The sequence below is a fragment of the Phycicoccus sp. Root563 genome, from assembly GCF_001427915.1.
Taxonomy (GTDB): Bacteria; Actinomycetota; Actinomycetes; order Actinomycetales; family Dermatophilaceae; genus Pedococcus.
Genome location: NZ_LMGM01000001.1, coordinates 991,585 through 1,003,992, shown reverse-complemented (window position 1 = coordinate 1,003,992; position 12,408 = coordinate 991,585). Strand labels below are relative to the sequence as shown.

Annotated in this window: 11 protein-coding genes, 1 pseudogene and 1 riboswitch; of the genes and pseudogenes, 8 read left to right on the top strand and 4 right to left on the bottom strand. The window is 72.5% G+C overall.

Annotated elements, in window-relative coordinates; all coding sequences use genetic code 11:
• The first annotated feature begins 188 nt into the window (after positions 1-188).
• Positions 189-1,112, top strand: coding sequence for a PAC2 family protein (locus ASD62_RS04760; RefSeq protein WP_056914976.1), 924 nt, complete (start codon positions 189-191; stop codon positions 1,110-1,112).
• A gap of 114 nt (positions 1,113-1,226) precedes the next feature.
• Here the strand turns inward: ASD62_RS04760 and ASD62_RS04755 are convergent, their stop codons facing one another.
• Both ASD62_RS04755 and ASD62_RS04750 read right to left on the bottom strand, forming a co-directional pair.
• On the bottom strand, positions 1,227-2,027 hold the full coding sequence (locus ASD62_RS04755) for a DUF1206 domain-containing protein (RefSeq protein WP_056914975.1): 801 nt from the start codon (positions 2,025-2,027) through the stop codon (positions 1,227-1,229).
• 71 nt (positions 2,028-2,098) lie between these two features.
• The gene (locus tag ASD62_RS04750; RefSeq protein WP_056914974.1) at positions 2,099-3,787 is read right to left on the bottom strand and encodes a DNA polymerase; all 1,689 of its coding nucleotides are present in this window, start codon (positions 3,785-3,787) and stop codon (positions 2,099-2,101) included.
• 161 nt (positions 3,788-3,948) lie between these two features.
• On the opposite strand from ASD62_RS04750, the gene ASD62_RS04745 reads away from it, so the two are divergent.
• Positions 3,949-5,487 carry a S8 family serine peptidase gene (locus ASD62_RS04745; RefSeq protein WP_056914973.1) on the top strand — a complete coding sequence of 513 codons (1,539 nt, stop codon included), beginning with the start codon at positions 3,949-3,951 and terminating at the stop codon, positions 5,485-5,487.
• Positions 5,488-5,645: 158 nt separating this feature from the next.
• On the opposite strand, the gene ASD62_RS04740 is transcribed toward ASD62_RS04745, so the two are convergent.
• A complete protein-coding gene (locus ASD62_RS04740) occupies positions 5,646-6,110 on the bottom strand; it encodes a SufE family protein (protein WP_369796177.1) in 465 nt (154 codons plus the stop codon).
• Positions 6,107-7,039 carry a sulfurtransferase gene (locus ASD62_RS04735; protein WP_056914972.1) on the bottom strand — a complete coding sequence of 311 codons (933 nt, stop codon included), beginning with the start codon at positions 7,037-7,039 and terminating at the stop codon, positions 6,107-6,109. The genes ASD62_RS04740 and ASD62_RS04735 overlap by 4 nt, the downstream gene beginning before the upstream one ends.
• Before the next feature lie 119 nt (positions 7,040-7,158).
• On the opposite strand from ASD62_RS04735, the gene ASD62_RS04730 reads away from it, so the two are divergent.
• The 6 genes and pseudogenes from ASD62_RS04730 to ASD62_RS20570 form a co-directional block, all read left to right on the top strand.
• Positions 7,159-7,872, top strand: a complete 714-nt coding sequence (locus ASD62_RS04730) for an EcsC family protein (protein WP_369796176.1) — start codon at positions 7,159-7,161, stop codon at positions 7,870-7,872.
• A 109-nt stretch (positions 7,873-7,981) separates the two neighbouring features.
• On the top strand, positions 7,982-8,413 hold the full coding sequence (locus tag ASD62_RS04725; protein WP_082552818.1) for a YkvA family protein: 432 nt from the start codon (positions 7,982-7,984) through the stop codon (positions 8,411-8,413).
• A 189-nt stretch (positions 8,414-8,602) separates the two neighbouring features.
• A complete protein-coding gene (locus tag ASD62_RS04720; protein ID WP_157581332.1) occupies positions 8,603-9,724 on the top strand; it encodes a DUF4192 domain-containing protein in 1,122 nt (373 codons plus the stop codon).
• A gap of 83 nt (positions 9,725-9,807) precedes the next feature.
• Positions 9,808-9,918: riboswitch (SAM riboswitch) on the top strand.
• A gap of 16 nt (positions 9,919-9,934) precedes the next feature.
• Positions 9,935-11,071 (top strand): homoserine O-acetyltransferase, encoded by a 1,137-nt coding sequence (locus ASD62_RS04715; protein WP_056914970.1) that lies wholly within the window; start codon positions 9,935-9,937, stop codon positions 11,069-11,071.
• A gap of 68 nt (positions 11,072-11,139) precedes the next feature.
• A complete protein-coding gene (locus ASD62_RS04710; RefSeq protein WP_056914969.1) occupies positions 11,140-11,541 on the top strand; it encodes a universal stress protein in 402 nt (133 codons plus the stop codon).
• A gap of 219 nt (positions 11,542-11,760) precedes the next feature.
• Positions 11,761-12,408: pseudogene (locus ASD62_RS20570) on the top strand (RNA polymerase sigma factor region1.1 domain-containing protein); the annotation flags it as partial.

Below are 12,408 nucleotides of genomic sequence, written 5' to 3'. Positions count from 1 at the left end.
ACTGTTTCGTTTCATCCGAACAGTAGAACGCCGGGATCCATTCCCGCAACCTGCTCATGGTTTCTCCGCCGAACACCGGGGCCGCTGCCCGGAATCCCCTGTCATGCTGAGGCGTTGGCACTGTCGTACGACGAGGAACGCCGTACGCCAGATCGCGAACCACCCGAGATCCCACCGCTGGAGTCATCGTGCTGAACCCATCCGAGCTCTACCACTTCGAGACCGACACCGACCCGGAGGAGCTGCGCGCCTCCGTCATGGTCGTCGCCCTCGGCGGCTTCATGGACGCCGGACACACCCAGCGGCTGCTGACCGACCACCTGCTCGCGACCGCCGAGTCCACCGTCGTCGCGGCGTTCGACACCGACCAGCTGATCGACTACCGCAGTCGACGTCCTCCCATGGTGTTCGACACCAACCGGTGGCTGAGCTACGAGGACCCCTGCCTGGCCCTGCACCGGCTCACCGACCGCGACGGCACCCCCTACCTGCTGCTCACCGGTCCCGAGCCGGACTTCCAGTGGGAGCGGGTCACCGAGGCCGTGCGCCAGCTCGTGGTCCTGCTCGGGGTCAACCTGGTCGTCACCGCCCACGGCATCCCGATGGCCGTGCCGCACACCCGCCCGATCGGGCTGACGTCGCACGCCACCGACCCGCGGCTCGTGCCCGCCCAGGACAACCCCTTCGGGCGGATCGAGGTCCCGGGCAGCCTGTCCTCCCTGCTCGAGCTGCGCCTCGGGGAGTCCGGCCACGACGCGATCGGCTTCGCCGTCCACGTGCCGCACTACCTCGCCCAGGCGGAGTTCGCCGATGGTGCCGTGACCGCGCTCAATGCCATCACCGGGGCGACGGGCCTCAGCCTGCCGACCGACGACCTCATCGCCCAAGCCGGCCTCAACCGGGCGGAGATCGCCCGTGAGGTCGAGGGTTCGGAGGAGGTCTCGCAGGTCATCGCGGCGCTGGAGCGCCAGTACGACACCTTCAGCGAGGGACGCCAGAAGCCGAGCCTGCTCGCCACCGACGTGAGCGAGCTCCCGTCGGCCGACGAGATCGGTGCGGAGTTCGAGCAGTTCCTGCGCGACGTCTCCGACGAGGGTCCGTCCGCGAGCTGACCCGCGGCACAGGACGCACGAGGCCCCCGGCACCTGCCGGGGGCCTCGCTCTGTGCGGGGGGTTCCTGACCCGCGGTGCCCGGCAGCAGTCGGAGACCGCGGAGGTATGGCGCGTCAGACCTTGGCGTGCTTGGCGCGGGCGAAGCTGTAGACACCGAAGGCGGCGAACCCGATCGCCATGATGACCAGCAGGGTGGTCCCGAAGGCCTCGTCCCGCAGCGACTTCAGGGCCCCGTCGAGACCGCTGGCCTCCTTGGCCTTCTTGTGGAACCCGGCGGCCGCGAAGAGGAACCCGACGATGACCAGGGCCGCACCCTTGGCGATGTAGCCGACCTGTCCGGCACGGGTCACCCAGGTACCGGGGTGGTCGACGAGGTCCTCGAGGAACTTCTTCTTCGCGCCCTTGTAGACGTGGTAGGCGCCGACGGCGATGACGGCGATGCCGATGATGATGACGAGGACCCGGCCCCCGGGCTTGTCGAGGAGGCTGGCGGTGAAGTCGACGCTCTGCTTGCGGCTGCTGCTCTCCTTGCCACGGGCGAACCCGAACGCCGACCACGCGAGGGCGAGGTAGACGACGGCCTTGCCGCCGGCCTTGGCCCGACCACCCCAGGCGTCGGTGTCGTCACCGGGGTGGCCGACGATGGCGTCGGCGACCTGCCAGAGGGCCAGCCCGAAGAACCCGACCACACCGATCCACAGGGCGGCCCTCCCGGCGCCGTTGCCGGCGAGGGAGGACAGGGCGCCGCTCTGGTCGGCGTTCTTGCCCCCGCCGCCGAACGCGATCTGCAGGGTGATCCAGCCGATGAGCAGGTGCAGCATCCCACTCGTCGCGTAGCCCACCCGCGCAGCGGCCTCGAGGGCCGGGTGGTCGGAGGCCTGGGAGGCCGCCCGCTTGACGTCGTGTCCATCCATGGAGGACACCTAACCACCAACCGGGGCCGCAGAGGGCCCGGCGGAGGGATTGCCTCGACCGGCCGGACGCTTCAGTCCTTGGCCTCGGACCAGCGGTGGATCACCGAGGCGTCGGCGACGAACCGCACCTGGGTCGACCCGGTCCAGCGGCGGGCGCTGTCGTCGAGGGCGGTCACCACCCGCGCCCTGGCCTCCTCGGCGTGCTCCTGCGGCACGTGGACGAGCAGCTCGTCGTGCAGGCAGAGCACGATCTGCGCACCGAGGTCGCGGGTGGTCGCACGGACCGTGGCCGCCCACGCCTTGAACAGCTCGGCCGCACTGCCCTGGATGACCGCGTTGCGGGCGAACCGGCCGCGCGCCGCGTCGTGGGCCGCAGCGCCCTCGACCGGCACGTCGGCCAGGACCGTGTCCAGGCGGATCAGCCTGCCCCCGAAGGTGCGCAGGGGTTCGCGACGCACCCCGGCGGCATACGCGTCGTCGAGGTAGCCCATGGCGACGGGGTAGGCGCGCTCGAGCCCCTTGAGGGCCTCGCCGGCTGCGCCGCTGCGCTGCCCGTACATCGCGGCGAGGACGGCGATCTTGGCGACCGGGCGCTCGACCCCCAGGGTGGCGGCGACCGGGGCGTAGAGGTCGTCCGCGCGGGTCGCGGCGGCGAACGCCGCGTCACCGGCGACCACGGCCAGCACCCGGGGCTCGATCTGCCCGAGGTCGGCCCGGACGAAGACGTGTCCGGGGCGCGCCGCCACGGCGGGGCGCAGGGCTGCGGGGAGGTTGTGCAGGCCGTTCTGGGCGGTCATCCGCCCGGCCGCGCCGTCGCACGCGGTCCATCCTCCGCGGAGCCTGTCGTCGGGCCCGACGTGGGTGTCGAGCCAGGTGTGGCCGTACGTCGTGGCGATGCGTTCGGCCTTGCGCCACTCCAGCAGCGCGCCCACGACCGGGTGGGTGTCGCGGAACGGCTCGAGCACCCACTTGCGGGTGTTGGGCACGACGACCCCCACCGAGGCGAGCAGCTCGCGCACCTGGACGGGGTTGCGCAGGTCGGTGGACTCCCGCCCGGGGGTGTGCACGAGCACCGCTGCGTCGCGCTCGGCCCGGATCCGCCGTGCGTCGCCTTCGTCGGTGGGACGGGGGCCGGCGCTCGCAGCGATCAGCGCCTCGGCGGCACCGCGGTCGATGGGGAGGCCGTCGCGGGCCAGCTCCACGCAGAGGTATGCCGCGGCCGACTCCGAGTGGGCCGCAGCGACGCTGCGCGGCCCGACGGACTCGAGGGCGGTGGCCTGGGCGGTGGCGCAGTCGATCGCGGCCCGGCCCCAGGCGAGCAGCACGGGGTCCGGCGGCCGCCACGTCGGCGTCCCTGCGTCGGGGGTGAGGTAGCCATCGGGGCGCACGACCCCGTCGGTGGGCGACTCGTCGGCGGTGTGGAAGTCGAACAGGTCGCCCCGCGAGGCCTCGGGGAGGGCGCCGCGATCCAGGCCGTGCACGGCGGCCCACGCGGTCTGCGGTGAGGCGTCCCACCCGCCGAACAGCAGGCGGTGCGCCTCGGCGACGTCCCAGCCGCGGGCGAGGGGCACGCGGGCCGCCACCAGGGGCGCGGCGTCCACGGCGGCGGCCCACCAGACGAACCGCGTGCTGCCCTGCGCCACGAGCTCCTGCGCGCGGGCGGCGGCGTCGGCCGCGGTCAGCACGCTCGAGGCCTCGGGGCCGACGAGCGCCACCCGACCGTCGGGTGCGGTCACGAACGCGACGAGGGGAGAGGCCATGGCATCGCCATCCTGTCAGGTCGCCCGGACACCTCGGCCGGGCGGACCGGTGAACGATTGAAGAGCGGGCAAACCCCCATACGCCGGGCCAATCGGGCACAGTGCCGGGAGGCCCGATCTGCAGGGCCGGTGCACCACCCCCCACACCAGGAGGCATCCCCATGTCCCACAGGACCCACCGACCTCGCAGCGCCCGCTCGTTCGCGCTGGTCGCCAGCGGCGCCCTCGTCGCCGCCACCTTCCTCACCGGCGGCAGTGCCGCGGCAGGCACGACCGGAGGCCACGGCGGCGACCACGGTCCGCGCTCCACTCCTGTCCCCGTCCTGACCCCCGACGGCTTCCTCATGAGCTACGTCGTCAACGCCAGGCACGCCAACCCGGGGCAGACCAGGCTCGTCGAGCGGGCCGTGCGCGCTGCCGGCGGTGTCGTCGTGCAGTCGTGGCCGCAGATCGGGGTCGTCGTCGCGCACTCCGACCGTGCGGCCTTCCGGGCCGACGTGGTCCGCAAGGGCGGGCAGGCCGTCGAGTCGGTGGGCGCGTCCCGCACCGCCGAGGTGTCCGAGGGGACCCCGTCCGCGGAGAGCACCCGCTCGGCCTCCGCGACCCGTTCGGCGGCCAGGACGGCCGCGACGATGTCCGCGGGCTCCGCGACCCTCGAGTCCGTCACCCCGGATCCCCGCGAGGGCGAGCAGTGGGACAACGCGCAGAGCAAGGCCGACCAGGCCCACCAGGTCACCGACGGGTCCCGCAAGGTCGTCGTCGGTGTGCTGGACAGCGGGATCGAGGGCACCCACCCCGACCTCGCGGCCAACATCGACACCAAGGACTCGGTCAACTGCACGACGGCCGGTCGGCCCGACCTCACCCCCGGCGCGTGGAACCCCACCACCTCCGGGCACGGCACCCACGTCGCCGGCACCATCGCGGCAGCCCGCAACGGGGTCGGCATCGTCGGTGTCGCGCCGAACGTGCGCCTCGCCTCCGTCAAGGTCGTCAACGACGACGGGTTCATCTACCCCGAGTACGCCATCTGTGGCTTCGTCTGGGCCGGGATGCACAAGATGGACGTGACGAACAACAGCTACTACATCGACCCGATGGAGTTCTGGTGCGACGACCAGCCCGACCAGGCTGCCGTGCGCACCGCCGTCCAGCGGGCCGTGTCGTGGTCGACGAAGCAGGGCGTCGTGCACGCTGCCGCCGCCGGCAACTCCGGCAAGGACCTGGCGAACAAGACGACCGACACCGCCAGCCCGAACGACACGACGCCGATCCCGCGCACGATCAACGACGGCTGCAAGGACATCCCCACCGAGCTCCCCGGCGTGGTGACGGTGTCGGCGACGACCCAGGCCACGACCCTGGCGTCCTTCTCCAACCGCGGCCTCGGCGTCATCGACGTCGCGGCGCCGGGCCGCTCCATCCTGTCGACCTACCCCGGTGGCACCTACGCCAAGCTCGGCGGCACCTCGATGGCCTCGCCGCACGTGGCGGGCGTCCTCGCGCTGATGAAGTCCGCGCACCCGTCGTGGAGCCCGGAGACGATGATCGAGGAGCTGCGCAAGCAGGCCGACGACCACGCCTGCGCGGCCGCCGAGAACAACGCCGGCCCCGCCTGCGTCGGCCCGGCCGGTGACAACAGCTACTACGGCGAGGGCATCGTCGACGCCCTCGACGCTGTCCGGAAGTCCCGCCACTGAGGCCCGTCCCGTGACGGGACGCCCGTGACGGACGTCCCGTCACGGGCGCACGTGCCGTGACACGAACGAGGCCGCGGTCCCCCGGGAGGGGGCCGCGGCTTCGTCGTGACCGGGCGCCCAACGAGGTCGTCCTCGTCCGCTGGGCGCGGATGTCGTTGCTACGACTGGGACTTCAGCGCCACCTGCCGCTTGATGCGGCTCAGCATCCCCACCATGCCACGCAGGCGCAGCGGGGACACCGCCTCGCCGAGCGAGAACTGGTACGGCGCCGCCTCGGGGACGGCGAGCACCTCGGCGACGGTCAGCCCGTCGAGGCCCTCATGGAGGATCCCCGCGAACCCGCGGGTCGTGGGCGCCTCCGGCGGGGCGGAGAAGAACAGGTGCACCGCCCGGTCGCCCGGGCGGTCCGCCGGCTCGTCGTCGACCTCGACGGCGAGGAAGATCGGCGACTGGCACTCGTGCACCTGCTCCATCGAGTCGAGCGACCCGGCATACCGCTCGGGCAGCTCGGGCAGGCCCTCGCTGAACTCCAGCAGCAGCTGGAGCCGTTCGTTCGCGGTGAGCTCGGCGAAGTCGTCGGCGACCTCACGCATCGCCGGCGGGAGGTCGACGGTGTCGGTCACTTCGGCGCGCCCTGCTCGACCGGGACGCGGACCGAGTTGCCCCACTCGGTCCACGAGCCGTCGTAGTTGCGGACCTGCCCGAAGCCGAGGAGGTGGGTGAGGACGAACCACGTGTGCGAGGAGCGTTCCCCGATGCGGCAGTAGGCGATCGTGGCATCGGCGGGGGACAGGCCCTGCTCGGTGAGGTAGATGGCCTCGAGGTCCTCGCGGGACTTGAAGGTCCCGTCCTCGTTGGCCGCCCGCGCCCACGGCACCGAGCGCGCACCCGGGATGTGACCGCCGCGCATGGCCCCCTCCTGCGGGTAGTCGGGCATGTGCAGCAGCTCGCCGCTGAACTCGCCGGGGGAGCGGACGTCGACCAGCGCACCACCGAGGTGGGCGAGGACGTCCTCCTTGAACGCGCGGATCGGAGTGTCGTCGCGCTCGACGACCGGGTATGCCGCGTCGCCGGTCAGCGGCGCGACCTGCGGCACGTCCTTGGTGAGCTCGCGGCCCTCGGCGACCCACTTGGCGCGGCCGCCGTCGAGCAGGCGCACGTCCTCGTGGCCGAACAGGCTCATCACCCACAGGGCGTAGGCCGCCCACCAGTTGTTCTTGTCGCCGTAGACGACGACCGTGGTGTCGCGGGAGATGCCGCGCGCCGACATGACGGCGGCGAACTGCTCGGCGTCGACGTAGTCGCGCACCACGGCGTCGTTGAGGTCCTGGTGCCAGTCGAGCTTCAGCGACCCGGGGATGTGGCCCGTGTCGTAGAGCAGCACGTCCTCGTCGGACTCGAGGACGACGATGCCGTCGGGCCCGCCGACCTTCCCGGCCTCGACCTGCTCGGCCAGCCACTGCGTGCTGACCAGCCGCTCGGGGTGCGCGTACGCGGCGAAGGCGGACTCGGTGGTGGACGTGGTGGGGGTGGACTCGGTGTGGTCGGCCATGCTCCCAAGGCTAAACCTGCTGGTCCCGGGACTGCGTGGCAGGATGGTCGGGACGCCCGCGCCAGCGGTCGCAGGGCACGGGTTCGCAGACCCGGACGGACGACGACAGGGAGTACAGCGTGGCTTTCCTCGGGTTGGGCAAGGACGGGTCGGGGGCGAAGGTCCCTGCACTCGAGCAGGCCAGGGCCGGCAAGGAGGACACGGGGATGTTCACCGGCGCCGTCACCGGGCTCGTCGAGAACCTCCTGGACGTCGGGATCGACGGCAAGGGGCCGTTCGACTCCGCGCAGAAGATCGCCGACGTCAAGCGTGCGGAGCGTCCCGACGCCGAGGACGCCGTCGACGCGGTGGTGCGCGGACACCTCAAGCTCGCTGCGGCGGGCGGGTTCGTGACCGGGCTCGGCGGGTTCATCACCCTACCGGTCGCCCTGCCGGCCAACGTCGTCGAGTTCTACCTCGTCGCCACCCGCATGGTCGCCTCCATCGCGTCGCTGCGCGGGTACGACATCAAGCAGCCGGAGATCCGCTCCGCCGTCCTGCTGACCCTCGTCGGCGCTGACGCCGACGACCTGCTCAAGAAGGCCGGCGTGATGTCGACCGGGCGGCTGTCGAACCTTGCGGCGCAACGACTTCCCGGCCCGGCCCTGATGGTCGTCAACAAGGCGGTCGGCTTCCGGTTGCTGTCGACGGCCGGCAAGAAGACGCTGACGCGGTTCGGCAAGGGGGTCCCGGTGCTCGGCGGCGTCGTCGGCGCCGGCCTGGACACCTACCTCCTCAAGCGGATCGCCGACCACGCGCGCCACGAGTTCCCGAAGCGCGCGACCGGGCTCTGACGGCCGGGAATGTCTGGCCCGCACGACTCGTTGGACCCGTGTTCGGGCGCGGTCGGCGCCCGTGCCGTCCGTCCCACCGACCAGCACCGCTGACACACCTGGAGACGACATGGCCGTGAACCGCCTCGGAGCCTTCCGCACCATCGGCACCGCACTGCGCACCGCCCTGCGCCCCGGTTCGCCCGGGTTGGGGGAGCGGTTCGCCAGCCTCCCGCGCCTGCTGCGCGCGACCTTCCGGGGGGAGTACCGGGGCAGCACCCGTGGACGCCTGCTCATGATCGCTGCAGCGGTCGCCTACGTCGTGTCGCCGATCGACCTCGTGCCCGAGGCGTTCCTTTCCGTCCTGGGCCTGGCCGACGACGCCGTCGTGGTGTCGTGGCTCGCCGCGGCCTTCATCAACGAGACCGAGGGCTACCTGCGGTGGGAGCGCACCGTCCGCGGGACCGCCCACCCCGCCGACGGGTATGCCGCGGCCCAGGAGGAGCCGAACGGCTCGAGCCGGCAGCAGGGTCGCACGGTGCCGGGGCACGTCGTCCGGTGACCGCGGTGGGCGGCTGACGGCAGTCGTTCGGCGACTGGGGTGACTGGTCGACCGAGGTGGCTCGTCGATCGCGGGGGCTCGCCGCCCCCCCGGGTCGTCCGTCCACAGGTGGTGGTCACCCGACGGGGTGTCCACAGGCCGCCCCGGACGCCCTGGGTCCTCGGCGTCCGGCCCACCACCGTGGTGGCCATGGAACCGATCCGTCTCGCCGGACCCGCCGACGTCCTTGCCGTCCTGCCCTACCAGCTCGGGTACCACCCCAGCGAGTCCCTCGTCGCGATCGCCCTGCATGAGCGCCAGATCGGTCTCGTGGAGCGGATCGACCTGCCACCTCAGGACGCCGTGGAGGACGCCTGCACGGCCTTGGTGCCACCGCTGCTGAGGGAGGAGCCCGACGCGGTGCTGCTCGTCGGGTACGAGTCACGACCGGGCGACGCGCTCCCGCTCGCCGACGCGGTCCGGGACGCCCTCGTCGCGGCCGAAGTCCCGGTCCTCGACCGCCTCGTCGTCCGGGACGGCCGGTGGTATGCCCCCGACTGCGACCACGGCTGCTGCCCGAGCGTCGGCCACGAGCAGGACGTCCCGCGAGACGTCCCGGCCGTGGCGCAGTTCGTCGCCCTGGAGGTCGCCCCCCTGCCCGGTAGGGAGTCGCTGGCGCAGCTCGTCGCCGCCGACCCGTCCCGGACGCCGGCGGTGGCCGCCGCGCTCGAGGACATCGGGGCACGCGCCGACGGCCGTTCCTTCGGCGGGCGTGCGGTCGCCGTCCACCGGCTCAGGCACCTCGCCACCTGGGCCAAGGTCCTCGATGTCGCCGGCGCGGACCAGTTCCGCGGTGCGTTCGAGCTGGGCCCCGAAGAGGTGGCCCTCCTCGTCGCAGGTCTGCGTGACGTGGAGCTGCGCGACGCCGTCATCGCCTGGGTCTGTCCGGGCACGCTGCCGTTCGACGCGTTGTCGGTCGACCTCGTCGACGCCCTGCACAGCTGCCTCCCTGAGCCGGCCTGGCTGCAGGGTGGGGGCGAGCGTGCTGCCGTGGGAGGACGCCGGGTCCTGTCCCGGCTGCAGGCCGTCGCCCGCGCGGTGCCGGACGACGACTGCGCCGCCGTCCTCACGGTGCTCGCCAACCTCGCCTGGTGGTTGGGGGACGGGGCGCTGACCCGCGTCGCGCTCGACCGCGCCCTCCAGCACCACCCGGGGTACCGGCTCGCCCGCCTGCTGGAACGCATGGTCGACCTCGGGGTGCGCTCCCGGCCGGCGGCCGAACCCCCGCCGCGACACGGGTTCGGCTCCGTGCCCGGAGGCCTGTCGGCCTGACGAGACGAGGTCGTCCTCCTCCCTCCGGTCCAGTGTCCGGACGGGCCGGACACCTCGACCCGGGGCTCGTATGATGGTCGGCAGGTCATGAGTCCCAGCACCAAGCCCCGGCTTGCTGGGCGGCAACCCTCCTCGCGGTGGGGTGCCCCGGGTGAGGACCCGGCCGGCCCTGTCCTGGGCGGCAAGCGCGATGGCCACAGGAGCACCCTCATGACGACCACCTCCCGACCCCCGACGACGACCGGGGCCTGGCGTCCCGGGGACCCGGTGGGTGACCGGCGGTTCGTCGCCCTCGGCGCGGTCGAGCTCGAACGCGGCGGGGTGCTGCCCGACGTCACCCTCGCCTACGAGTCGTGGGGGGAGCTCAACGCCGACCGTGACAACGCGATCCTGGTCGAGCACGCCCTCACCGGGGACAGCCACGTGACCGGGGTGGCCGGGCCGGGCCACCCGACCCCTGGTTGGTGGGACGGCCTCATCGGCCCGGGCCGCCCGCTGGACACGGACCGCTTCTTCGTCGTGGCCGTCAACGTGCTCGGCGGCTGCCAGGGGAGCACCGGCCCCGCCTCACCTGCCCCCGACGGGCGCCCCTGGGGGAGCCGCTTCCCGTTCGTGACCGTGCGGGACCAGGTGCGGGTCGAGGCCCTGCTCGCCGACCGCGTCGGCGTCGAGAGGTGGCACCTGGTGCTCGGCGGGTCGATGGGAGGGATGCGCGCCCTCGAGTGGGCGGTGACCCATCCCGACCGCGTGGCCTCCGCGCTGGTGTTGGCCAGCACGGCCTACGCGTCGGCCGAGCAGATCGCCTGGTGTCAGGCCCAGCTGCTCGCGATCCGCAGCGACCCGCACTTCCACGGCGGCGACTACTACGACCAGGAGACCGGGCCCGACACCGGACTCGGCATCGCCCGGCGCATCGCCCACGTCACCTACCGCAGCGAGATCGAGCTCCACGAGCGCTTCGGCCGCTCGGCGCAGGGTGAGGAGGACCCGCTCGGGGGGAGGGGGCGCTACGCGGTGGAGTCCTACCTCGACCACCACGCCGGCAAGCTCGCGGGCCGGTTCGACGCCAACTCCTACGTCGTCCTGACCGAGGCCATGAACTCCCACGACGTCGGCCGGGGGCGGGGCGGTGTCGAGGCCGCGCTGGCCCGCATCACGGCGGACGTCGTCGTGGTGGCGGTCGACTCCGACCGGCTCTACCCGCCGCGCCTGTCCCACGAGATCGCGGACGCCGTCCCGGGTGCGGTCGTCCACACCGTCCACTCCGACTACGGCCACGACGGTTTCCTCATCGAGCTGGAGCAGGTCGGTGCCATCGTGGTGCGGGTTCTCGGGGACCCTGCCTGACCGGGTGATTTCCGGTAGCGTCGGCCGCGCGGCCACTGCCGCAGGTGTCGACGAACGAGGAGGTTCCCGTGGCCATCGTTGTGGGGTATGTCCCGACGAAGGAAGGGCGAGCGGCGCTACGACGCGCGGCGGACGAGGCGCTGCTGCGCAAGTCCAAGCTCATCGTCATCAACTCCAACCGTGGAGGCCGGGACTACGACAGCGACGAGGCCCAGCGGTTCGAGGCCGAGCTCTCGCGGATCCAGGGCCAGCTCGACGACCAGGGGCTGGTGCACGAGGTGCGCCAGCTGGTCCGGGGCAACGAACCCGCCGAGGACCTGATCGCCGTCGCGGAGGAGGAGCACGCCGAGTTCATCGTCATCGGGCTGCGTCGACGCACCCCGGTCGGGAAGCTCATCCTCGGGTCGAACGCGCAGCGCATCCTGCTCGACGCGTCCTGCCCGGTCCTGGCGGTCAAGGCCGACGCGTAGGCGCCACGAACGACGCGATCGGGCCGCGAACGGCCCGAATTCGTGCACGAATGCGGGAATGAGCGCCTTCTCGTTTTACAATGTCTGGAACGAGGTCGCGCAGGGCACTCCCGCCCGGTCTCGGCAATACTTCCGCCCCCGCAGTTGTTGTCGTAGGCATGCCCCGCCATGCCCGTGATGGCGTGCGCCGTGCCGCGATCCCGCGACGAAAGGTAGTCCGTGTCGCCTGTGTCCAAGAAGGCTGCGAGCCCCGCACCGTCTCTCCCCACCGAGTTCACCCATCCAGCCCTGCAGCAGCTGCTCATGCAGGGCCGCACCAACGGCTCGGTCGACAGCGGCGCGCTGCGTGAGGCGCTCGAGGGCGCCGAGGTCCCGCCGAAGCGGATGAAGGTGGTGCTGCGTTCGCTGGACGAGCAGGGCATCACCGTGACCCTGGACGCCGCCACCGCCTCGCGTGCCGTTGCTGCGACGACGACCCGTCGCACCGCGACCGCGCCCGCCAAGAAGGCGGCCGCGAAGACGACCAAGGCGGCAGCCAAGCCTGCCGCGGCCGACGACACCGCGAAAACGGCGACCAAGACCGCTGCCAAGCCCGCCGCCAAGGCTGCGGCCAAGGCGACGACCACGAAGAAGGCGGCTGCGGCCGCTGCCGAGCCGGTCAAGCCCGCGGCCAAGAAGGCTGCGGCGAAGACCGCGAAGACGGCCAAGGCCGCTGCCGGCAAGGACGACGCGCCGGTCGTCGACGGCGAGGAGCCCGCGGACGCCGAGCCGACCGATGTCGTCGAGGCCGAGCTCGAGGACGTCGTCATCGAGGACGAGACCGACGACAAGAAGAAGGACAGCGACGAGGAGGAGTCCTCCTCGGGC

What these genes read in the sequence shown, in the direction of transcription:
- ASD62_RS04725 (WP_082552818.1), top strand. Translation starts at nt 7,982, where the DNA reads ATGGCCGTGAACCGCCTCGGAGCCTTCCGCACCATCGGCACCGCACTG.
- ASD62_RS04745 (WP_056914973.1), top strand. Translation starts at nt 3,949, where the DNA reads ATGTCCCACAGGACCCACCGACCTCGCAGCGCCCGCTCGTTCGCGCTG.
- ASD62_RS04735 (WP_056914972.1), bottom strand. Translation starts at nt 7,039, where the DNA reads ATGGCCGACCACACCGAGTCCACCCCCACCACGTCCACCACCGAGTCC.
- ASD62_RS04715 (WP_056914970.1), top strand. Translation starts at nt 9,935, where the DNA reads ATGACGACCACCTCCCGACCCCCGACGACGACCGGGGCCTGGCGTCCC.
- ASD62_RS04750 (WP_056914974.1), bottom strand. Translation starts at nt 3,787, where the DNA reads ATGGCCTCTCCCCTCGTCGCGTTCGTGACCGCACCCGACGGTCGGGTG.
- ASD62_RS04755 (WP_056914975.1), bottom strand. Translation starts at nt 2,027, where the DNA reads ATGGATGGACACGACGTCAAGCGGGCGGCCTCCCAGGCCTCCGACCAC.
- ASD62_RS04720 (WP_157581332.1), top strand. Translation starts at nt 8,603, where the DNA reads ATGGAACCGATCCGTCTCGCCGGACCCGCCGACGTCCTTGCCGTCCTG.